The organism is Westiellopsis prolifica IICB1, from assembly GCF_004323185.1.
GTDB classification, from domain to species: Bacteria; Cyanobacteriota; Cyanobacteriia; order Cyanobacteriales; family Nostocaceae; genus Pelatocladus; species Pelatocladus prolificus_A.
Window position 1 is genome coordinate 2,363,577 of the sequence record NZ_NAPS01000001.1, and the last position, 24,243, is coordinate 2,387,819.

The 24,243-nt window shown below is 39.5% G+C and carries 17 protein-coding genes; 8 read left to right on the forward strand and 9 right to left on the reverse strand.

Annotation, left to right across the window (positions count from 1 at the left end; all coding sequences use genetic code 11):
* Positions 1–11: 11 nt before the first annotated feature.
* A complete protein-coding gene (locus tag B4U84_RS09940; protein ID WP_131117429.1) occupies positions 12–5,693 on the reverse strand; it encodes an ATP-binding sensor histidine kinase in 5,682 nt (1,893 codons plus the stop codon).
* A 231-nt stretch (positions 5,694–5,924) separates the two neighbouring features.
* Positions 5,925–6,500, reverse strand: coding sequence for a response regulator (locus tag B4U84_RS09945; protein WP_017313505.1), 576 nt, complete (start codon positions 6,498–6,500; stop codon positions 5,925–5,927).
* A 307-nt stretch (positions 6,501–6,807) separates the two neighbouring features.
* Here B4U84_RS09945 and lipA point away from each other — a divergent pair, with 307 nt between their 5' ends.
* A complete protein-coding gene (gene lipA / locus B4U84_RS09950) occupies positions 6,808–7,692 on the forward strand; it encodes a lipoyl synthase (protein ID WP_131117432.1) in 885 nt (294 codons plus the stop codon).
* A gap of 307 nt (positions 7,693–7,999) precedes the next feature.
* Entirely contained in the window at positions 8,000–8,146 is a 147-nt protein-coding gene (gene psaX / locus B4U84_RS09955; protein WP_016858731.1) for a photosystem I protein PsaX, read from the forward strand.
* A gap of 139 nt (positions 8,147–8,285) precedes the next feature.
* On the opposite strand, the gene B4U84_RS09960 is transcribed toward psaX, so the two are convergent.
* On the reverse strand, positions 8,286–9,152 hold the full coding sequence (locus B4U84_RS09960; RefSeq protein WP_131117435.1) for a branched-chain amino acid ABC transporter permease: 867 nt from the start codon (positions 9,150–9,152) through the stop codon (positions 8,286–8,288).
* A gap of 183 nt (positions 9,153–9,335) precedes the next feature.
* Between B4U84_RS09960 and hrmK the strand changes: the two genes are divergently transcribed.
* From hrmK to larE, 3 genes are all read left to right on the forward strand, one after another.
* Entirely contained in the window at positions 9,336–11,144 is a 1,809-nt protein-coding gene (gene hrmK / locus B4U84_RS09965) for a hybrid histidine kinase/response regulator HrmK (RefSeq protein ID WP_131117438.1), read from the forward strand.
* Between the two features lie 272 nt (positions 11,145–11,416).
* On the forward strand, positions 11,417–12,673 hold the full coding sequence (locus B4U84_RS09970; protein ID WP_131117441.1) for an alkaline phosphatase PhoX: 1,257 nt from the start codon (positions 11,417–11,419) through the stop codon (positions 12,671–12,673).
* 264 nt (positions 12,674–12,937) lie between these two features.
* Positions 12,938–13,777 carry an ATP-dependent sacrificial sulfur transferase LarE gene (larE, locus tag B4U84_RS09975; RefSeq protein WP_131117444.1) on the forward strand — a complete coding sequence of 280 codons (840 nt, stop codon included), beginning with the start codon at positions 12,938–12,940 and terminating at the stop codon, positions 13,775–13,777.
* Between the two features lie 33 nt (positions 13,778–13,810).
* Here the strand turns inward: larE and B4U84_RS09980 are convergent, their stop codons facing one another.
* The 5 genes from B4U84_RS09980 to pstS all read right to left on the reverse strand — a co-directional run bounded on the left by B4U84_RS09980 (position 13,811) and on the right by pstS (position 18,715).
* Positions 13,811–14,425 carry a Uma2 family endonuclease gene (locus B4U84_RS09980; protein ID WP_131117447.1) on the reverse strand — a complete coding sequence of 205 codons (615 nt, stop codon included), beginning with the start codon at positions 14,423–14,425 and terminating at the stop codon, positions 13,811–13,813.
* A 137-nt stretch (positions 14,426–14,562) separates the two neighbouring features.
* A complete protein-coding gene (gene pstB, locus B4U84_RS09985) occupies positions 14,563–15,369 on the reverse strand; it encodes a phosphate ABC transporter ATP-binding protein PstB (protein ID WP_131117450.1) in 807 nt (268 codons plus the stop codon).
* 56 nt (positions 15,370–15,425) lie between these two features.
* A complete protein-coding gene (pstA, locus tag B4U84_RS09990; protein WP_131118854.1) occupies positions 15,426–16,226 on the reverse strand; it encodes a phosphate ABC transporter permease PstA in 801 nt (266 codons plus the stop codon).
* 123 nt (positions 16,227–16,349) lie between these two features.
* Positions 16,350–17,303, reverse strand: a complete 954-nt coding sequence (gene pstC, locus B4U84_RS09995) for a phosphate ABC transporter permease subunit PstC (RefSeq protein ID WP_131117453.1) — start codon at positions 17,301–17,303, stop codon at positions 16,350–16,352.
* Between the two features lie 224 nt (positions 17,304–17,527).
* On the reverse strand, positions 17,528–18,715 hold the full coding sequence (gene pstS, locus B4U84_RS10000) for a phosphate ABC transporter substrate-binding protein PstS (protein WP_131117456.1): 1,188 nt from the start codon (positions 18,713–18,715) through the stop codon (positions 17,528–17,530).
* Between the two features lie 670 nt (positions 18,716–19,385).
* On the opposite strand from pstS, the gene B4U84_RS10005 reads away from it, so the two are divergent.
* A complete protein-coding gene (locus B4U84_RS10005) occupies positions 19,386–19,973 on the forward strand; it encodes a biotin transporter BioY (RefSeq protein ID WP_131117459.1) in 588 nt (195 codons plus the stop codon).
* A gap of 265 nt (positions 19,974–20,238) precedes the next feature.
* The gene (gene lspA, locus B4U84_RS10010) at positions 20,239–20,709 is read left to right on the forward strand and encodes a signal peptidase II (RefSeq protein ID WP_017313491.1); all 471 of its coding nucleotides are present in this window, start codon (positions 20,239–20,241) and stop codon (positions 20,707–20,709) included.
* A gap of 224 nt (positions 20,710–20,933) precedes the next feature.
* Here lspA and B4U84_RS10015 read toward each other — a convergent pair whose 3' ends face one another.
* Complete coding sequence (locus tag B4U84_RS10015) at positions 20,934–21,422, reverse strand: hypothetical protein (protein WP_131117461.1); 489 nt, start codon at positions 21,420–21,422, stop codon at positions 20,934–20,936.
* A gap of 441 nt (positions 21,423–21,863) precedes the next feature.
* Between B4U84_RS10015 and B4U84_RS10020 the strand changes: the two genes are divergently transcribed.
* Positions 21,864–24,137: a transglycosylase domain-containing protein gene (locus B4U84_RS10020; RefSeq protein WP_131117464.1), complete on the forward strand. Its 2,274-nt coding sequence runs from the start codon at positions 21,864–21,866 to the stop codon at positions 24,135–24,137.
* Positions 24,138–24,243: the final 106 nt, after the last annotated feature.

Here is a 24,243-nt window from a genome sequence, read left to right on the forward strand (position 1 = left end):
TTGTGGGTAGCTTACTGTCGCATTGGAATTTCAATTACAAACTCAGTTCCTTCTCCAGGAGTAGAGTTACATATTAAATTACCCTTGTGTTTATCAACAACAATTTGATAACTAATTGATAATCCTAAACCTGTACCGCTTCCAACTGGCTTAGTGGTAAAAAATGGGTCAAAGATTTTTTGTTGCACCTCAGCATTCATGCCATTGCCATTATCAGCAATACGAATCCTGACCGTATTTTTTTCTGCTAATTCACTACTAATATGAATTGTGGGTAATCGAGAATATTCTTTTTCATTACCTATAGTCCATGATTTATTCCCCTCATCTAGTACATCTATCGCATTACTCAGGATATTCATAAAGACCTGATTTAACTGACCAGCATAACAAGCGACCTCCGGCAGTTCTTCATATTCTTTGATGACTTGTATCTCAGAACGGTCATTTTTTGCTTTCAGTTTGTGTTGCAAAATCATCAAAGTATTATCGATACCCTCATGAATATCTACAGGCTTCATGTCAGCCTCATCTAAGCGAGAGAAGTTGCGTAAACCCAAAACAATATTGCGGATACGCGATGTTCCCACATTCATAGAATCCAAGACTTTTGGTAAGTCTTGCATCAAGAAATCTAGGTCTATTTCTTCACATATTTCTACAATTTGAGCAGAGGAATTGCAACATTCTTGTTGATAAATAGTAATCAAATCTAATAAATCTTGCACATACCCTTGTGCATGAGTAATATTGCCATGAATAAAGTTGATAGGGTTATTGATTTCATGAGCAATTCCTGCTATCATTTGCCCCAAACTAGACATTTTTTCACTTTGAATCAGCTGAGTTTGAGCATTTTGTAAATCCACAATTACTTTTTTTAAGCGTTGATTATTCTCGTTGAGTTCCTGTGTTCTCCGTTCAACTTTTTCTTCTAAAGTGTGACTATATTCCTCTAAGCGTTCTTTTGCTTGTGTCAAATCTTGATAGAGGATAGCATTTTCTAAAGAGATTGCTGCTTGAGTAGTAATTACTTGTAAAAGTTCCAGACGATCACGCGTAAATACTCCTGTTATCAAATTATTTTCTAGATATAGAATACCAATAAATTTGCCTTTATTAATAATTGGAATACATAACAAGCTTTTCGGTTGTTCACGAATAATGTAGCGATCATTTACTAGAAAATTTTCAAGTTTGGCATCATCAGCAACAAATATTTCCTTTGTACGTTTGACGTAATTAATCAAATTAATTGGAAGTTCATAGCTACAAGAAAGGCTAATTGCAGGAAATTCTGTGTCAGTAGATGCCAAACTGGAATTAGAACTCATAACAGTAACAGTTAAGTCCAAGTCATCACCTGGATTTAGCATTAAAGCACATTTAGAAGCTCCTGCATTTTCCATTACTACTTTCATCAAAGTAGATAATAACTGCTCTAGTTCAATTTCTCCAGAAAGTGCTTGTGATGCTTTAATTACAGATTTCAAATCTAAAGAGTCAGAAATACTTATACCAGAGCTAATTAAAGTCTGATTACTGCTTTGATTTGATAAAGTTGTATGATGAGAGGGAATACTTTTTTCACTAATGTATGGACTTAGTTTGTCTTGCTGAATAATCGGAGCAAGTAATTGGGGATAGCGTTTGATCAAATCTTCAACTTTGGCTTTTGCTCCCCAGCGCATGTAGCAATAATAGGCATCAGTGAGGTAGGTTTTAGCAATCTTCTGTTTTCCCCATTCTAGATAGAAACGAGCAGCCAGTTCATTAGCAAGAGCTTCTTCATTAATGTAATCATGTTTTTTTGCCAAAGCAATGGCGTGATCATAATCATCCATTGCTTTGAGGTATTCACCCAGAACTCGATGTTTTTCTGCCTCTACTAAATAATATTTGTGCAAATAATTCATTGGAGCATGATGTATCCAATTCTGTATATTTTTCTGATTATCAATAACCTTTTCTAATATTTGTTTTTGTTTAGATTCTTCAACGTCAAAATACATTGATAAATGCACTAGTGAAGTGTAAAAGTGAAATAGAGGAAAAACTAATTGTCCCGTGCCACCTGCTAAATACTTTTCTGCAAAATTAGAATTCTCCAACGCTTGTGGAAAATCTTGAAATAGATAACACAAATGTAATTTATTAAAATATAAGTACAAAATTCCAACTGCATCATTTACTTCTAAATGAAGCGGTAACATTTTTTCTTCGTTATAAGCTTCACCAATTAAACGACAGGGATTTTCCACAGATCCTAAGAGATTTAAGACACTTTGTTGATAGATAGCACACCAATGATATATCCTTTCTTGCTTGATATGGCTAATGGCATTGCTGTAGGTTGAAATTTCGCGTTCTAGCTCTATTAAATCTTTACCGATGAGATACGAATAGCTACAGTAATACATCAGAGAATAGGCTGCAAACTCTAAATCTCCTGTTTCTAGTCCAGCAGAGTAATATCTCAGAAAATATGTCAATGTTTCATTAGCATGGTTTTGCCAAATGCTGACAAGTGCATAAAATGTCATGCCTACTTTAACTATAGTTTCTTGAGTCTGAAATCTTGCCAATAGACTTAAAGCTAGTTTGCCAAATTTATATCCAGAACCAATATCTCCTACTACCCCACAGAGTATAAATCCGTAAACTACATAGACAAAGGAAGACAAAGGAGCGTTTCCATATTTTAAAGATAATTCGATTTGTTGCAGAACAATTAATATAAATAATTCCGGAGCAACTTGATAGGTAAAAGGAGTTGCATTTGATAGGATACGCATCACTGCTAAAGCTTTGGCTTCAGTCATCTGTGGCATATCAATTAAGTCTTCAATGTATCTAGTCGCTAGATTTGATGTTATTTGTACCATTGCTAGCTGCACATCAGATTGGTGGGGATTTTGGGGTAATTCTATTCCCAATTGCTTTAAAAAATTTAGTGCAGTATTAACTGCTTCTAATGCTTTATTTTGCGCCCCATAAGCTTGAATTTTGATTTCATAAATTTTAACTTTTTCTAGTATTGTTTTAGCTTGTGATAATACTATCTGGACACATTTATCCATCTGTTCAAAGTCACCAGCCAAGTATGCTGCTTCTGCTGCCATTTCATATAAAGATAGAGTCAGAGTATATGCTCTTTCCCAGCTATTATCTTTTAATAATTTGATACCTATAATTAAATAGTTTATTGCTGTTCCATAAGCTGTGGATGCTAAAGCTCTACGTCCAGCAATTAAATTCATAGCAGCGAGTTCATCACCTTCTACCTGGTTGGTGATTAAATCTAACGCTATATTTAACTGATTAACTAGAACAAAAATATTTTCTTCTCTATCTGAAATTGGAATTTTTTTCAATAATAAATTTCCGATTTTGAGATGAATTGATTTTTTCTTATCTTCAGGAATTAGTGAATAAGCAGCTTGTTGAACTCGATCATGGACAAATTTATATTTTGGTAATTGATTTTTGGTAGTTGCTAATTGATTTGATTGTCTAACATCATCTATTATTAATGATGTATCAGTATCTTCAATAAATAACTTATACTCTTCAGTTTCAGGTATAATCAATCCTTCGTGTAAAGCCGTCCATAGATCAGAGGCAGTGTCTATTGCATTTTTTTCATATACAGTCGATAGTGTTTTTAAGTCAAATTTATTACCAATACATGCTGCTAACTTTAAGATTTCTTGGCTATGTTTCGGCAATTTTTCTATTTGCATAGCCATAAACTCTACAACGTCATCTGTAAGTGACAATGCCATTATCTTTGAAAGATTATATTGCCAATAACCAACATCAAAGTGAAATTTAATTAGTTGTTCTGTATGTAAAGACTTCAGAAATTGATTGGTAAAGAATGGATTACCTTTGGTTTTGGCAAACACCATTTGAGTCAGAGGAATAGCCATTGATTCAGTACAGTGAAGAGTATCAGCAATCAAGCAATTTAAATCAGTCTGATTTAATGATTTAAGTGTAATTTTATGAAAAATTCCTCTAGTTTTTTCAATTTCTTTGAATGTTAAATAGAGTGGATGTGTTCTAGAGACTTCATTATCTCGATATGCACCAATCAGCAATAAAGTTCTTTCATTAATACCTACTTCTTCTGCTGCCAACTCTAGTGTATCCTCTGATTTCATAGAATACAAAATAGGAGAATGAATTGAAGTTGTCAATAATTGAAGAAATTTTAAAGATGCAGTATCTGCCCATTGTAAGTCGTCTAGAAATATAACCAAGGGATGCTCTTTGCTAGTAAAAACATGGATGAATTTTTGGAATAATAAATTAAAACGATTTTCCGCTGCATTGCTAAACAGTTCATCAACTGGAGATTGCTTACCAGTTATTTGTTCTAGTTGAGGAATGACATTAATAATGACTTGAGCTTGCTCCCCCAAAGCTGACAATATCTTCGCTTTCCATCGTTGAATTTCTGCATCAGATTCTAACAACAACTGTCTGATTAAATCTTGAAAAGCTTCTACCCAACCAGAAAAAGGGATATCGCGTTGAAACTGGTCAAATTTTCCTTTGATGAAGTAGCTGCGCTGACGAACAATAGGTTTATGAACTTCGTTAACAACAGCAGTTTTACCGACACCAGGATCACCAACAACTAATATCATTTCTGCTTGTCTAGCAAAATTAAAATTCCCAAGACTTTCAAAAGCAGCAAGTAAAGTTTCCACTTCCCGTTGACGACCGTAGAGTTTTTCGGGAATAAGAAAACGGTTTGAGATATCCTTAGTAGCTAACTCAAAGGAATCTATACCACCACTTTCTTGCCACTTTTGTTTACATATTTCTAAATCGTACTTTAAACCTAAAGCACTTTGATAGCGATCTTCGGCATTTTTCGCCATGAGCTTGCTGATAATCTCAGACAAAATTGGTGGAATTTTAGAATTAATTTGATTGGCTTTTGGCGCTTCTTTGGCAATATGAGAGTAAACTAACTCCATCGAATCAGCAGCTATGAACGGTAACTGGCCTGTAAGGAGTTCAAAGAAGGTTATACCGAGAGAATAAAAGTCGGTGCGGTAGTCAATTCCTCGATTCATTCGTCCAGTTTGTTCTGGAGAAATATAGGATAGCGTGCCTTCTAAAACATTGGGATTGGTAAGACATTGAATCTCTCTTGGTAAAAGAGAAGCTATACTGAAATCAATAATTTTGATCTCTTTTGTGGTGGGATGGATCAAAATATTGGCAGGTTTAATGTCTTTATGAATAACACGTTGGCGATGTAATTGGTCAAGGATTAAAGCAATTTTAATCCCAATGTCAAGAAAGTCGTAAATAGTTAATTCAAAAGTCTTAATATTCTCAATATTAGATATTTCTAGGTTGGTTTTCCCTATCCACTGTGGAAGTGAAATTCCGCCAAAATCTTCCATCACAATGGCATAACCGTTGTGGTAATTTTCTAAGCTATAAGTTTTAACTATGCCCGGATAATTAAATTTTTGATTAATTATATATTGATTGCGAAATTGAGCGATTTCACTGAGGCTAGGGTACTCATTTCGCATGATTTTGATGATAACAGGCTGTTGGTCTTTTTCTCTAATACCCCGATAAACAATAGTTCTACTACCTAAGTAGATTTGCTCAGTAATGCAATAGCCAGGAAAGGAAATAACTTGATCTAATGGTAATAACATTTTTTAGCTGATTCTGATGATAGTATCGATAAATTTAGTATTCCCACTGATCTATTACTGCTATCATTTACTTTCATCAAATTGTGTATCTTTTGTGTAATATATTAAGTAAACTCAGAGATTAGATATACAAAACTAAAAATTATCTCTATGAATAATAAGTATTTAAGCAAAAAAGCCTGCTTAGGCAGGCTAGTGGCTCTAAGTAGGAGTATAAAAGTTAAATTAAGACTACTTGATTTTCTGTTTTACAAAGGTTACAACCTGAGCTAATTGTTTCTTCAAAGCATCTATTTCTGCTTGCATTTTGACAATTTTTTCATTTAATGCCTGAATCTCATTAGCTGATGAAGTAATGCTGAGATCTGAACTTGCTGTTACATTGTTTTCAGCAGTAGATGCTGTTAATGGTGTCTGTTCTGGACGCGGCTGTTTAGCTTTTGTCATAGCTGACTTAATTGCGCCAATGAGTTGCTTTTGATCAAAAGGCTTACCGAGAAATTCAAAATTTTCAAAGGGTTCTGAGATTTTCTCTGTAACCTCTTCTTTACGACCAGACATGATCACCAGAGGAATTTTCCTGAGATCGCTTTGAGATTGAATCTGCTGAAAAACTTCCCAGCCACTCATTTTTGGTAACAGGAAATCCAACATAATCAAGCTGAGTTTTTCTTGGCGGATTAAATTCAATCCTTCTAGACCGTCTTTCGCTTCCAATACATCGAAGTTACCCGGAGGCAACATTTCTCGTACTTTTACCCGGACAACTGTAGTGTCATCGATAACTAGAACTTTGTTACTTGCCACGACTGCTTGCTCTAACAGAAACTTTAGGTTTTGATAGTGTTTTTACTGCCTTGCGGCTCTGAATTCTCCCACTATACTCAATATTTATCTTGATTGGGGGATAGTATTTTTATGGAAAAATTTTGATTTGTAAAAGTGTTTTAACTAACTTCGGCTGTTGTGATTTGTAATTTGTGTCATGGTGATAAAAGTAGACTTTTTGCAAAAATCGGGAAAGGGTAACGGTTAAAGGGATAAAAACTTCCTTTCTTCTTTGCTCTTTATCTTTGCCCCGGTTAAAATAAACCTCCTGAATTTTTTGGATGTCATGACCTCGTCTAAAACAAACCAACTCAAGTCTGAAATTGCTGCTATTATGCCAACGTGGTTACGTCGCCCAATTGGCAAAGCTAGTGAACTCTCGACGGTACAACGTATTATCAAGCAGCGCCAGATTCATACTATTTGCGAAGAAGGACGTTGTCCGAATCGGGGGGAGTGTTACGCCCAAAAAACTGCGACTTTTTTACTTATGGGGCCAACTTGCACTAGGTCTTGTGCTTTTTGTCAAGTAGATAAAGGTCATGCACCTATGCCTTTAGATCCAGAGGAACCCACAAAGGTGGCAGAAGCTGTGCAACTGTTGGGATTACGTTATGTAGTGCTGACTTCTGTAGCTCGTGATGATTTACCTGATCAAGGCGCTAGTTGGTTTGTGAAGACAATGGAAGCGATTCGCCAAGTCAACCCAGAGACTCAAATTGAGGTGTTGACTCCAGATTTTTATGGAGAACGACAACGTATAGCTGCGATCGCCAACAAAAAGCCAGCTTGTTATAACCATAATATTGAAACAGTACGACGGTTAACCAGACCAGTACGCCGAGGCGCAAAGTACGATCGCTCGCTTTTAGTTTTACAAATTGTCAAAGAAATCGACCCAAATATCCCCACCAAATCCGGTTTGATGCTAGGACACGGAGAAACTGTCCAAGAAGTCATCGAAACCATGACAGATCTGCGCCAAGTCGGATGCGATCGCTTGACAATTGGCCAGTATATGCGTCCTTCATTAGAACATTTATCAGTACAAAAATACTGGACACCAGCAGAATTTGACGAATTGGGTGCGATCGCCAAACAAATGGGATTTACCCATGTCCGTTCCGGTCCTCTAGTTCGTAGTTCCTATCATGCTGGGGAAGAAGAGTAAGGGCATTGGGCATTGGGCATTGGGCATTGGGCATTGGGAAGAGACTTGTCAAATAATTCTCCTCACACTTGCGCCACTTCCCCCACTCCCCCCACTTCCCACACTTCCCACACTTCCCACACTCCCGCCTCTCCCTTGTCCCCTACTCCCCACCTTAAGCGATCCCCAATCCCTGATCCCTGATCCCTGATCCCCGATCCCCGATCCCCAATTTACCCAAAATCACGAAAATATTTTTAACGAAAGTGGCAAATAGGGACATCTGTTTGGTATTTCTGAAGAAGTCCTTAAGTTAGGAGTTCATCCGATGGCTAAAGCAGATACTACAGCAGATTTACCCGTAGCTAAATCAACAGCAGCTAAACCCCCCTACCCATTCCGTACGGGTTGGGCTTTAGCGCTTTTAGCTCTCAATCTCCTTGTAGCTGCCTATTACTTCCATATCATTGAATAATTAAGCAGCTGAACTGGGAAGGGGGATCGGGGATCGGGGATCGGGGACTGAGTAAAATCCTTTCTCAATACCCATTACCCTGATTCCCAATCCCTGATTCCCAATCCCTGATTCCCAATCCCCAATCCCCGATCCCCGATCAAATCGTGCCTCGGAATAAACCTTTGGGACGAATGAGCAGGACTAAAATCATAATTAACAGGGCTACACCTTGTTTATACTGAGAACCAAGCAAAGGCGTACTCACTTCTTGGACAATGCCGATAATAAAAGCAGCAGCGATCGCACCATAAGGATTACCAATTCCACCGAGAATTACTGAAGCAAATAAAGGTAGTATTAAAAACCAACCCATATTAGGACGTACAGCTTCACTTAGCCCTAACATGCTTCCGCCTAAAGAAGTCAAGCTACCTGTGATCACCCAAGTCCACAATACAACTTGGTCAACATTGATACCAGACACCCGTGCTAAGTCAATATCATCGGCAACGGCTCGCATTGCTTTACCGATTTTCGTATTTTGTAGGAGGTAATGCAGAACCAAAATGACTAATATTGCTAAAACAACTACCAACAGCTTGACTTGAGGTATCTTTATTCCCCAAAAGTCTAAAGCTTGAGCAATTGGTAAATTGTATTTTTGATTGCTACCACCCCAGAAAAAGATAATTCCATTGCGAAGGAATAGAGCTAGCCCAATGGAAATAATAATAAAGGTAGTGGAAGTAGCCCGAATCGAACGCATTCTTGACCACAGCAATTTTTCTGACAGTAGCATTGCAGCAACAGTCCCTACTGCTGCTAGGATCATTGACAGCCAAATATTTATGCCAGTGGAATTGACAAGCAATGTTAAGTATGCGCCGAGAGTGAGAAAGTCACCATGGGCAAAATTGGACAATCGTAAAATCCCATAAGTCAGAGTAAGTCCAACAGCACCCAAAGCGATAATACTGCCTACCGAGATTCCATTGACGATTAATTGAACTAGTTGTGCATTCATAGCGTTATTTTTTGTTTTAAGCAATTACAGCATAAAAGTTTCATCAAAAAAATCTTGTATTGCTTTCAAACTCGACATTTCCAGTTTTAGTCTGTAAATATAAAAACAGGAGTGCGTTAATATACATAGCATCCTACTTGCACTTTTGTGCAAAGCTAAACTTCTTAAGCGGTCTAGTTGACCATGCAGCAGTATTCAAGCTTACCAGAACCAAACTCACAAGTAGATGCAACACCAACAGTTTTGACAACTATCCAACAACTGCAAGCTGAGTTGTGGCTGGAACACAGCTTGAGTCGGTTGCAAAATCGCCTCAATGATTGTCTGGTCAGTCTGACTAGCAATCAACAAACAGTGGTTGGAGAAGCAGAAATATTTCAAAGTGTGGTTAATGAACTAAATAGTGTTTTGAATCACAGCAAGGTGGCGATCGCACTTGTAGAACCACAAAAAAATGTTGGCAAAGTTTGTTTTGTTCCGACTTGTATCTCTCGACATTCACCATCATTAATGATTGAAGGGATGGTGAAAAAGAAAAAAAAACTCCCTTTGCAATTAGCAGAAGAAATAGACATTGATGATTTGCGGTTACTTGCACAACAAGAACCACCCAATGCTTGGCAATTAGCCAATGATATTGATGGCGTGATTGGCTGGTTAATTATTGCTAGAACACCTGTAGAGGCTGATGTTAATTCATTCCAAGACACTTGTGTACAAATCACACCACAACTTTTGACACGCGCTGCACAACAATGCGTTACCACCATAACCCAATTGCGGAAAGTACAATCTTTACAGCGCCACTGTCAACAGTTAGAAACTATCAATCAAGAACTAGAACGTACTAATCAACTTAAAAATCAATTTTTAGCAAATACCAGTCACGAAATCCGTACTCCTCTAAGTTCAATTACTGGTTTTACCCACCTACTGATAGCCCAAGGGTATGAACCATCCAAAGAACGTCATCAAGAATATTTAGGCATTATTCAATCTAGTAGTAAGCACCTGTTGGCTTTGATTAACGATATTTTGGATTTGTCTAAGATTGAAGCAAATCAATTAGAAATGCAATGGGAACAAGTTGATTTGCAAACATTATGTCGCAATATTTTAATTCTATTAAAAGAAAAAGCCACTAGTAAAGGTTTAAAACTATCACTCGAATTAGACCCCAATGTTAATACCTTATTATCTGATTCATTACGACTTAAGCAAATGTTGCTCAACTTGTTGTTTAATGCCATTAAATTTACCACTAATGGCAGCGTTGGTTTACAAGTTAAACTCAACAATTCTTTGATATATTTTACAGTTTGGGATACTGGTATTGGCATCTCTCAAGAACACCAAGCAGAACTTTTCCAACCTTATTTTCAGATTTATAACAGCGTAGTTAGTCAAAACGAAGGCACTGGTTTAGGATTGGTCGTAACTAGAAAACTCGCTGAACTTCATGGTGGTAGGGTAGAAGTAGAATCAGAACTAGGTTGTGGTTCTCGATTTACGATTGTACTTCCCCTCAAACAGGAATGTGAAACTGTGGAAGTACAAGAAGTAGAGGAAAAAGCGAAGATAGAAGATATATCTACAAGATCTCAACAAATTTCCCAAAATAATCATTCTCCAAATATTTTGTTAGTAGAAGACAACTCACACAATGCTCAATTAATACAAATTTATCTGCAAAAATCGGGTTATCAGATCAATTTGGTCAATAATGCAGAGCAAATGTGGAAAATGTTAGACCAAAACCAGCAAAAGCCAGCCGTAATTTTATTAGATATTAAATTACCTGATGAGAATGGTCTAGCAATTATACAAAAATTGCGAGAACATCAGCAGTATCGAACCATTCCGATAATTGTGCAAACTGCAATGGCGATGAAAGGCGATCGCGAAATTTGTTTAGCAGCAGGAGTCAATGAATATATTTCTAAACCAATAGATTTGCCATTGTTAGAAAATTTTATATCGAAATATATATGAAAAGGGAACAAGAAAAGTAATTTTATATAACAGAATCTTTCTTAATTACAAAGACCAATATTTTGTAATTTATATTAAGTTTTATTTCACAAATAAGTAAGCATACCAAAATGTTTATAACAAATTTAAATATTTTAAAAGCCCATAATCGTTATTATATAAGCTTATTTTAATCTAGCCTTAACTCTAAAATACCTGAATTTTCTCGATAATAACTATCGATATATTCCACTGCCGATAGACTTATTTAGAAATAATTAAGAGAGGGTTTAGTGACCTTATCAAGACGTCAGTTTTTTACGCTGGCTGGCACAAGTACTGCTGGTGCTCTACTGTTATCCCCATTGCAAGCTTTTTATGCTAAAAGAACTTTAGCAGCCGGACCCTATGGTGCTCTACAATCTGACCCTATGGGTGTTCTAGATCTACCTGCCGGATTTTCTTACGTGAGATTGTCTGAAACAGGGCAAACGATGACCGACGGCTACAGAGTTCCGGGTGGACACGACGGGATGGGGGCATTTTCAGGAGCTAATGGTAATACAATTCTGATCCGCAACCATGAACTATCACCAACATCAAGTAATGGGCTTGGTGCGCCCAATTCTAAGAAATACGACACCCAAGGAAGAGGTGGTACAACAACTTTGGTAGTCAGTCCCAATCGCACTTTAATCAGTCACTACGGTTCTTTGGCAGGTACATATCGTAACTGCGCTGGTGGACCAACCCCTTGGGGTTCGTGGCTCAGTTGCGAAGAGAGTTTTGAAACGGGAAATAAGAAGCATGGCTATGTATTTGAAGTACCTAGTAGCGCAACTGGGTTTGTTACACCAGTAGCCCTGACGGCGATGGGTCGTTTCAATCATGAAGCGGCAGCTGTAGACCCCAATACAGGCTATGTGTATCTGACTGAAGACCGGGGTGATGGCTTGTTATATCGCTTTGTACCTAACTCACAGAATAACTTGAGCGCAGGTGGTACGCTGTATGCTTTGAGAATTACTACAAGACCCCAGGCAAACACCACAACAGGATTTACAGTAGGTCAAGCCTTTGCAGTGGATTGGGTTCGGATTACCAACCCCGATCCTTCAACTGATACAGTACGGGCTGAGGGCTTTAACTTAGGAGCTGCTAAATTTGCTCGTGGCGAAGGCATTTTCTATGGCAACGGAGATATCTATTTCTGCTGTACCAGTGGTGGAAGTGCTGGATTGGGCCAAATCTGGCGCTATACCCCTGCAACTGAAACGCTTCGTCTCTACATAGAACCTAACAATGGAGGTATTCTAGACTTTCCAGATAACATTGTCGTTGCGCCTAATGGTGACTTATTCCTCTGCGAGGATGGTGGCGGTACTGACTTTATTATGGGTATCACGCCAAGCGGCGCACTTTATAAATTTGCACGAAATGCCTTGAACACAAACGAGTTTGCTGGAGTTTGCTTCTCACCTAACGGGCAAACTATGTTTGTAAATATGCAGACACCAGGAATTACTTTTGCTATTTGGGGTCCCTGGTAAAATCAGACCGTAGTTTATGGAAAAATGGGGTGAGAATGATTTACTCCGTATTCTTTCTTACCCTATAACAATGTCTAGTTTGGGTAAATGAGGAGATGAAACGGTGGGAGCTTGTAAAATATAATTGGTAAGGTGCTTTAGTTTTTGGTTAGACTAATAAGTACTTAGGCAAAATTATTTATATATCTCGTTTGCCTCTTTGGTTTGGCAAATCAAGCATACAAAATCAAAAATGTCTAATTAATTTTGCATAGGTACTTATCAATGATGCTGACAGAAAAATTTGAGGAACTAAAAGCAATATTTGCACAGATGCAGCAAGCTTTAATTGCTTACTCTGGTGGTGTTGATAGTACTTTGGTTGCTAAGGTTGCTTATGATGTCTTAGGCGATCGCGCTTTGGCTGTAACAGCTGTTTCACCAAGTCTGTTACCTGAAGAATTGGAAGATGCCAAAATTCAAGCAGCAACGATTGGGATTTCCCATCAAATTATCGCTACACACGAGATGGAAAATCCTAATTACACTTCCAACCCTGTTAATCGTTGTTATTTCTGCAAAAGTGAATTGCACGATACCCTCAAACCCTTAGCTGTGGAAATGGGTTATCCCTACGTGATTGATGGAGTAAATGCTGATGACTTGCATGATTATCGTCCAGGAATTCAAGCAGCCAAAGAAAGAGGTGCGCGATCGCCTCTAGCAGAAGTTGGTATTACTAAAGCCGAAGTTCGACAACTTTCTCAACAACTCGGTTTACCTTGGTGGGATAAACCCGCCCAACCTTGTCTGAGTTCCCGTTTTCCCTATGGCGAAGAAATTACTGTAGCGAAGTTACAACGTGTAGGTAGAGCAGAAATTTATTTGCGTAAGTTGGGATGGAAAAATTTACGAGTACGTTCACAAGGCGATACTGCCAGAATTGAATTATCACCAGAACAAATCAAAGATTTTGTGTTAAACACAGATTTAAAAACAGTAGTTTCCACATTTCAAGAGTTTGGTTTTATCTACGTAACTCTCGATTTGGAAGGTTATAGCAGTGGTAAATTAAATCGAGTGTTAAATTCGCAAGAAGCCCTAATTCACACAGGAGCATCCTAATGTTTTTCACACACTATGAAATATTACGGTTTTTCAGCTAACCGAGTCAAAAATCTGTTGCGCTGTGAGATTTAATTGGGGAAAAGTAGGGGATACAATTGGATTATTATTTTGAAATTGAGTCATTTGATACTCGCCATCCACTAATTGACATACGAAAATTGTAGGCTGTTTGGGATTGCCGAGAAATTTACGCGCACCTAATGCACCATAATCGACAATCCAATATTCGGGAATCCCCATTTCCTCATAGTCTGCATATTTTTTGTGATAGTCGTCTCGCCAGTTAGTCGAAACAACTTCAATTACCAACGGTACCGATTCGGACTGAATAACCGTAGATTCTTTTTTCCAAAGTGGTTCGTTTTTCAAATTGTTCTGGTTTACTACCAATACATCAGGTAAGTAGCTTGAATTAGCACTGGGAGTTCTAACAAAACCTGTTTTGGGGATATTAAAAGGAAGATTTAGCCTCTCAATTTCAACCCCTAATTTTCGCATCAAAAAACCGACAACATCTTCATGATCGCCAGATGGTGGAGGCATCTCGACTATAACTCCTTCATGCAGTTCGTAGCGTTTACCGTCGTTGGGATAGCATTCAATGAATTCATCGAAAGTTAGTAACTTTGGCAAGGCTTGGGTCATAATCTCACCTCCATATATTTGACTTTAGCTGAATCGTTGCACAAAATCTTAAAAAAGCTAGTTCCCTTTCCCTCCAGAGAACTAGCTTCGTAGTTTCTTTATACATCTTAATTGCTGCCCTGCTCAGGGTACAATTTCTAACCGAACTTACCGCTAACGTATTCCTTAGTAGCTTCTTGTTGAGGATTTTGGAAAATTGCCTCTGTGCGGTCAAATTCTACCAAATAGCCAGTCCGACCACCTTTTTCTGATGTTTGGACGTTGAAAAAGGCTGTCATATCCGATACACGGGAAGCTTGTTGCATGTTGTGAGTCACAATCACCACGGTATAGCGTTGTTTCAGTTCGTGGATTAGTTCTTCAACTTGCAAGGTAGAAATAGGATCAAGCGCCGAACAAGGTTCATCCATTAAAATAACATCTGGTTGAACAGCGATCGCGCGAGCAATACATAAACGCTGTTGTTGACCACCAGATAAAGATAAACCACTTTGTTTGAGTTTGTCTTTCACATCTTCCCACAAAGCAGCTTGTTTGAGCGATCGCTCTACCAATTCATCCATATCTCCTTTGTAGCCGTTGAGTCTTGGTCCAAAAGCGATATTGTCGTAAATTGATTTGGGGAAAGGGTTTGGTCTTTGAAACACCATCCCGATTTTACGGCGTACTTCTACAGGGTCAACCTGGGGTGCATAAAGGTTTTCACCATAGTAAAAGACTTTACCTTCTGCCCGAAATGATTCAATGAGATCATTGAGGCGGTTATAACATCTAAGTAAAGTACTTTTACCACATCCAGAAGGACCAATAAAGGCTGTGACGCGATTTTTGTGAACATCCATCCAGACATCGCGTACTGCTAAAAAGCTACCGTAGTAGATGTTAAGACCCTCGGCCCGTAAAACAGTGTCTGTTTGGTTGGCGGTGCTGATGTTTGTTACCATATAATACTAAAATTGCTAACTTGACAATTTAATAAAGATGTGCAGTTTCGCTGGCATCATGTATATTTTTTGCGACTAGTTGCCAAACGAGCAATAATACTCGTCAGCAGCACCATTAACACCAAAATTAGAGATGCAGCCCAAGCCATCGCCTGCCAGTTTTTATAGGGGGCGATCGCGAAGTTATAAACTAAAACTGCAAGGGAAGCTGTGGGTTTAAACAAACCATCAAACCAGTACTGAGAGAATAAAGCGGTGAATAATAGCGGTGCGGTTTCACCTGCGGCTCGTGCTATAGCTAGTGTAGAACCTGTAACAATTGCTGGTAAAGCTGCTGGTAAAACTACCCACACCACTTTTTGATAGTTTGTTGCTCCTAAACCAGTTGCAGCTTGGCGCAAATCATCTGATACTAACCGTAAGGCTTCGTCGGTAGTCTTTACAATAATAGGTAGCATCAATACTGACAGTGCTACTCCCCCACCAAAAGCGGAAAACGAGCCGATGGTCACTACCACAATACCGTAAGCAAACACCCCCGCAATGATTGAAGGCACACCACTGAGAATATTTGTAGAAAAGCGTACCCAGCGAGCAATTTTCCCAGAGCTAAACTCAGTCAAATAAACAGCACCTAAAACTCCTATGGGGATGCTAATCAAAGCACCAATGCCTACCATAATGATTGTACCGATGATGGCATTACCAAAACCCCCTCCTGGTGCTAGTGGTGGTGGTGGTAACTCAGTAAACAAACTTGGTTGCAGACTAGCAAAGCCTTGAATAATGACGTAAGAAAGTACTGCGATTAAAGGTATTAGTGCCAATATTCCACATATAAATGCGATGACTGTCATCACAGTGTTGAATATCGTTCGGGGTGACGACGAACGAGCCAGACTACTGTGGAGCGATGCACTTTGAGATTTGTCTGTATAAGCCATATTTCAACACACTTCAAAACACAAAAATGCTACAGTCTACAGTCGATTGACTCGCAGGACTATGAACTCAGCCAAAACATTTACTATCAGAGTTAAAACAAACAGAATCAAAGCAGCGTACATCAGAGCAGATATTTGCAGACCGCTTGCTTCGGCGAACTGGTTTGCTAGTAAAGAAGAAATAGTGTTAGCTGGTGCAAACAATGAAGGGCTAATTCTATTTGAGTTACCAATCAACATTGTTACAGCCATTGTTTCTCCCATCGCCCGACCTAAAGCCAGCATTACGGCGCTGACGATTCCAGAGAAAGCAGTAGGTAAAATTACTTTGAAAAGTGCTTCCCAACGGGTTGCTCCCAATCCTAGAGCTGCTTGACGCAAACTAGAAGGTACAGAAATTAACGCATCGCGAGAAATTGCTGTAATAATTGGCAAAGTCATGATACCTAAGATGATTCCCGCCGGAAACATCGATGGGCCTGTGGGAACAGTACTAAAAATTGGTAGCCAACCAAAGGAACCATGAAGCCATTTCCCTAAAGCGGTGAGCGGAGGAATCAAGACAAAAATTCCCCAGATACCATACACTACACTGGGAATTGCCGCTAAAAGTTCTACCAGAAACACCAGAACTGTACGTACAGATAAGGGTAGCCAATTTTCGCTTAAAAGTATAGCTGTGCCAACACCAATCGGTACAGCTAGCAACAGACCAATAAAAGCACTAACCAATGTTCCGTAAACTTGCGGTAGTACACCGTATACATTGTTAACTGGATTCCAGGTACTTTCTGTTAAAAAACGGACTAAACCAAATTCTTTGATCGCAGGTACAGACTCAATACCAACCTGTATGGCTATCCATAACAAAATAGCAGCGATCGCCAGAGCAAATATTCGTGTTATCCAAACAAAGCCTTTGTCTAAGGACTTTTCAAATTCCGAACGTGGTCTAACGGTAGGTTTATCACCTTGGGCTGATGTATTCATGAATGACTTTACTCATCAACGGTTCAAAAAGTAGGAGCGAACCATGCTAGTCATTAGTTAATAAGTCATTAGCCACTCGTCATTTATCTAAGTATTCGGACAAAATTAAATTTGTTTGTGGAGGCCTATAACAGAGAATAGAGAACTCTTAACAGAAAAACAATCTGTATCATTAATTCTGTCTAAATACTGATCACAAATGACAAATGACAAATGACTAAATATTATTTACTTGCACTGGCATCATTGCTTGAACCTACAGCAATTTTATAGTCAGGGCTAATCGCGTCTGCGGCCGCAGCTACTTTCTCAACTACGTTTGCAGGTAGAGGAACGTAACCTAGCTCCGTAGAGTTTTTCTGACCTTCTGTCAAGCCGTATTCAACCATTGCTTCAATCGCTTTGGCTTTTGCTGCTTCCGGATATTTTTTGTGAACCAAAAGCCAAGTGTAAGTAACGACCGGATAAGAAGCATCTCCTTCTGGATCTGTGATGAAGGCGCGGAGATTTTCCGGTAAAGTAACTGCTTCTAGGGTTTTAGCTGCTGACTCATCAGTAGGAACAACAAATTTACCTGCTTTATTTTCCAAAGCAGCAAACTTGAGATTATTTTGTTTAGCGTAGCCATACTCTATATAACCAATCGAGCCTGCGGTTTGAGTAATTTGAGCAGTCACACCTTCATTACCTTTAGCACCAACTCCTACAGGCCAGTTGACAGTTTTACCGTCACCTACTTTACTCTTCCATTCTGGGCTAACGGCGCTGAGGTGTTTTGTAAATACACCTGTAGTACCACTACCGTCAGAACGATAAATTACTGTAATTGGTTCGTTAGGAAGCTTTGCACCTGGGTTTGCAGCAGTGATTTTCGGATCGTTCCAAGACTTGATTTTGCCTAGAAGAATATCAGTGTAAACTGCTCGTGGAAGCTTTAACTCTGGAACATCTGGTAAGTTGTAAGCTAGCACAATGCTACCAGCAGTCATGGGTAACATGAGGACGCCTTTATCAGCTGGCACTTTTTGGATTTCTTCATCCTTCATTGCAACGTCGCTGGCGCCAAAGTCTACAGTACCTTGGGTAAATTGCTCAACTCCAGCACCGCTACCAACAGACTGATAGTTAACTTGCAGATCAGGATACTTTTTGTTTAAATCAAAAAACCAACGACTGTATAGAGGTGCTGGAAAAGTCGCACCAGCTCCAGTTAATGATACTTTTCCACCAAGATCCAATTTCGCAGGACTAGAAGCAGTTGCATCAGTAGCAGCACCAGGAGTTGCGTCACCAGTGGAAGTGTTATTTTGAGCTTCCTGTCCACCGCAAGCAGCTAGGCTCATCGCTAGTGCTAGTACCGAAACAGTTCTCGTTAGGCGAGATTTATCAATTACTGACATACGGGAAAGCATGGATTTATGATGTTTGATCTTATTTTTCCAGCTAAACCCCTATGATGATATAGCTTTTTGGTAAAGGGAAGGTTAAAGGCACATAGATTATGATGGTTTCACCAAGTAATTTTATACAAGTTTTAACTTTCTTGAGTTGACCTCGGTAGGCGCGTAGCGACTTCACAGAACCAGTCGATGTTGCGTCTAAGCGTCTATGTGTCTTGATGGTGAAAAAAGAATATTTTCAACACCAATACACATAGACACAAAGAGGAAATATAGCTTTTTAGCTGAGATGATGGTTCTTTTTCTATCCACCTTGAAAGGGCTAAATTCGGCGAGCGCAAAAGTCATTTCGCTCATTCTTGTGATTGATCACATGGGGTTCTAGCTCTAAATTAAAAGGCGCGCCCTTGGTTATATAATTAAATTTCTCAAAAAAAGGATAAAATATAGCATTTATAGAACAATGTCTGATAATTCCGAGTAGGGTTCGGATAAGACAAATCGATTGGCATTTAAACCTGTACAGATGTTGCAGTTCAACCTTCGTAACATGGTCAAAGTATGCAAAAAAATCCTTAACCTAATTGCATTGGAGGTCAATCTAAAATCCAAAATCGAATAACCTAATTATTGTTAGTTATTTTGCTTTTATATGAGAATTATTTGCACGAGTGTATTGTAAATGTTAGCCGCTTCCAATCAGTTGTTATGGTCTATGATTGGCTTACTGCTAACTATGGGTGGTACCTTCTTAGAAGCAAATATTACCACCTTACCTTGGATTTGGAGTAAGCACGGAATTCACACTTTTTCTTTGGGTGTAACTTTTCAAATTGGCGGGGTGCTACTTGTAGGATGTTTAGGAGGCAAAAATGCTGGCGCCATTTCACAAATAGCATATTTGGTGATGGGGCTAACTTTATTACCCGTATTTGCTAGTGGTGGTGGTCTTGGCTATGTTAAGCTATCACAGTTTGGTTATTTATTGGGCTTTATTCCAGGAGCTTGGGTTTGTGGCTTTTTTGCCTTTAAAGCTAGACCTCGACTGGAAGCACTAGCATTTAGTTGTATTTGTGGCTTGTTAACTGTTCACGTCTGCGGTATTGGTTATTTGATTCTCAGCTATGTTTTACAGTTACAAGGTACAGAAACTCTGACCCTGATGCAAGCAATCCTCAGATATTCCTGGTTTGCACTACCAGGACAATTAGCTGTGATCTGTGCTGTCACTGTCATAGCTTATGTGCTACGTCACTTAATGTTTTATTAGTCATTTGTTATTTGTCATTGGTCAATTGTCGTTTGTTATTTGCTTTTGACAAATGACTCATGACTAAAGTAAGTCGGCGGGATAAATATTACTATGTTATGAAAAAACAACATGTTTAAAACCATTATTAATGACCAATTACCAATTACCAATTACCAATTACCAATTACCAATTACCAATTACCAATTACCAATTACCAATAACGACCCCAACGAGACGCGATGAATCGCGTCTCTACATTTGTGCCGATTTACTTATTTTGCCATGCGTTTTAAAAATAAATTCTTCTGGATTACTGGCTTGATCGCTTTTTTTTTAGACCAAATCACAAAATATTGGGTAGTACAAACCTTTAGCTTGAAACAAACATTGCCACTCTTACCAGGTATATTTCACTTAACATATGTAACTAATACTGGTGCAGCTTTTAGTTTGCTATCAGGAAGGGTTGAGTGGTTACGCTGGTTATCTTTGGCAGTGAGTTTAGCACTCATAGCTTTCGCATGGTTGGGGCCAAACTTAAACCGTTGGGAGCAATGGGGTTATGGTTTAATATTGGGCGGTGCTATGGGTAATGGTATAGACCGCTTTGCTTTAGGTTATGTTGTTGATTTCTTAGACTTTCGACTGATTAACTTTCCTGTATTTAATCTGGCAGATGTGTTTATTAATATTGGTATTGTTTGTCTGTTGATTGCTACTTTTCAAAAAACGCCAACTTCTAGTCGCAGGTAAATTTTATCAAAAAAGTGTGTAGGAGGATTGATTGGATTGATCGCGATCGCACCTCATTTCATTTCCTCCTCTACACGCCACATATCCCAAAATACACAAACAAGAGGCTATGTAGAATAGCCTCTTGTTGTCCTAAAAAAGCAGCAAATTTTTAAACACGTCAAAAAACTAAGAAACCTGTATCAGAATCATCTCATAAACAAGGTGAAGGCTGATCTTTTTGATTATTGACCAGTACCAGTACCACTACCACTACCAGGAGTAATCTGAGTTGGACTGCTAGAGTCAGGTGCTGGAGTTGTGCTATCCGGTGCTGGGGTCATCTGAGTTGGACTGCTAGAGTCAGGTGCTGGAATTGTGCTATCCGGTGCTGGAGTGATTTGAGTTGGACTGCTAGAATCCGGTGCTGGRGTTGTGGTGCTATCCGGTGTTGTGCTATCCGGTGCTGGAGTTGTGGTGCTATCCGGTGTTGTGCTATCCGGTGTTGTAGTGTTACTCGATGCTCCCTGACAACGGGAATTTAATGGAAAATATTCACACAGAATCTTCTTACCCTCTGGTGAAAGTTTGATTTCTGGGGGTGAGGTAGTGGTTTCTTGATTCTGTTGATTTTGACTTAGTTCAGGAAATTTGGTGGATTGGGCAGCAGCAATATTGCTGGTTAACGCCAGAGTCAGGGCCGCGCCTGTCAGGGTAATAAATTTCCCCTTCATATTACTTAACCTCAACACCTTTGAAAGAATACTCGGCCCATTAAATCAAACAATAGGTTTTATAAAATCTTCCTAAAAGTAGATGTTTTTTTAGCATTTATATGATCTGTATTTTTTAGTTGTAAAAATTAAATCATTAAAGAATAAAATTTTAGTAGAAATAAATACTGCAAGCCCCAGCTTTAGCTGTTGTCATCCAGGCAAATAGGCTATTTAAAGAGAAAAGTGAGTAGAACAAACTGGAATTTTTTTGACTAGGGCAAGATGTAAAAAAACTAACGTTCAAAGTCATATTAATATATATTATCTTGATGTCAATAAAAATTGGGAACCACTCTGTGCCGCTAACGTCCTTACAACGTTATGAGTACAATGGTGGAATACAAACATCAAGATGGCAGTTCGCCGATTTTTCAGTAATATCCGTGGTTTCTTTAGCCGATGAGTTCCCCCCAACCCCCTCAAAAGCCACAAACATTGCTTGGTCAGATAACGCAAGCAGTACAAACAATTCAAGCTCGGGTTGATTTTTCCAAACTAGCACTAAAGCCTAATGCCAGAGTACCAGAACTCTGGGTGCAGGATGCAGGGGCGGATAAGGCAGAAGTATATCCGCTATTGGGCGATCGCTATATGCTAGGTCGCAGTTCCAAATCCTGCGATATCGTCGTCCGCAACCCGGTTGTCAGCCAAATTCACTTGTCACTGTCGCGGGATTCTACTCAACGGCAACCTATTTTTGTCATCAAAGATGAAAATTCTACAAATGGCATTTATCGTGGCAAGCGTCGGCTCACATCCCTAGAATTGCGTCATGGTGATGTCCTCACCTTGGGACCACCAGAACTGGCTGCTTCAGTGAAGCTACAATACGTTGATCCACCCCCTTGGTACGTCAAAGCCGCAACTTGGACTGGTTACGGAATTGGTGGTGTTAGCGCTCTGACGGCGCTAGTGATTAGTGCTGAATCACTGAGGTTTCGTGTTAGACCCCTACCGAACCCAACTCGCGCTCCTGTGGTTGTATATGCAGGTGATGGGGAAACACCGCTACGTGAGCCAAGGAATACGGCTCATGTAGACATGAAAGGACTCAAAGATTTCGGACCCTATTTAGCGGCGGCGGTAGTTGCTTCTGAAGATAGCCGTTATTACTGGCATTTTGGCGTAGATCCTTATGGGATTCTCCGAGCCGTCCTGATCAATACCCGTAGTGGTGATGTGCAACAAGGCGCTAGTACAGTTACCCAGCAAGTCGCTCGCAGTTTGTTTCGTGATTATGTGGGTAGACAAGATTCTCTGGGGCGCAAAGTGCGAGAGGCGATCGTTTCTCTAAAATTAGAAACCTTTTACAGCAAAGACCAGATTTTATTGACTTATTTAAACCGAGTATTTTTAGGGGCTGATACTTCTGGGTTTGAAGATGCGGCACGGTATTATTTTGACAAGTCAGCCAAAGAATTAACTTTGGCGGAATCTGCGACTTTAGTGGGTATTCTGCCCGGTCCTAACAGTTTTAATTTCTGTGGCGATAATCAAAGTAGAACACGCATTATAGAGTATCGTAACCGTGTTCTACGGCGGATGCTTGAAGCAGGGAAAATCAAGCAAGATGATTATAATCGAGCTAGGCGATCGCCTGTAGATGTCAGCCCGAAAGTCTGCCAACAACAAGCAAAAACTATCGCCCCCTATTTCTACAGTTATATTTTCCAAGAACTGGAATCCATCTTGGGAAAAGACTTGGCGGGTGAAGGTAACTTTATCATTGAAACTCAGCTTGATATTGGTATCCAACAACAGGCAGAAGCCTCATTGCGTAACTATGTAAACAACGCTGGGGGCAATTTTAACTTTTCGGAAGGAGCAATAGTTACCCTAGATTCCAGTACTGGTGGTATCCGAGCAATGGTAGGTGGTACAGATTACAGAACTAGTCAGTTCAATCGGGCTTATCAGGCTAAAAGACAACCTGGTTCCACCTTTAAAGTATTTGCTTATGCTGCCGCTTTAGAACAGGGAATTTCACCCGCTACGAGTTATTCCTGCTCTCCTTTAACTTGGCAGGGTTTTACCTATAAACCTTGTCGAGCAGGTTCTGATGTGAGTTTAAGTCTTGCTACTGGACTGGCCCAGTCTGAAAATCCCATCGCCCTACGACTTTCTAGACAAATAGGACTAAATAGAGTAGTAGAGATGGCAAAGCGTTTGGGGGTCAAATCAAATTTAGATCCAGTACCAGGATTGGTGTTAGGACAAAGCGAAGTCAATGTTTTGGAAATGACTGGTGCTTTTGGTGCTATAAGTAATGGCGGTGTGTGGAACCGTCCCCATGCAATTAGCCGTATTTTAGATAGTAGTGATTGTCGCGATCGCAAAGATTTAAAAACTTGTCGTGTAATTTACGCCTTTGATAAGGATGCCGAAGCTAACAAACGCGTACTGCGAAACGATATCGCTGATACTATGACTCGCTTACTCCGAGGAGTAGTCACAAATGGTACTGGTGGCCGCGCAGCCCTAGGTGATTTCGCAGTCTCTGGTAAAACTGGTACAACCAACGACAATGTTGACTTATGGTTTATTGGCTTTATTCCTACTCGTCAACTAGTAACTGGTATTTGGCTTGGCAACGACAATAATTCACCAACATCTGGTAGTAGCGCTCAAGCTGCCCAATTGTGGGGTAATTATATGGGTAGAGTCGTGAGATAGGGAGCAGGGAGCAGGGAGCAGGGAGCAGGGAGCAGGGAGCAGGGAGCAGGGGGACAAGGGAGACAAGGGAGAATTATTTAACAAGTCTCTTCCCAATCCCCGATCC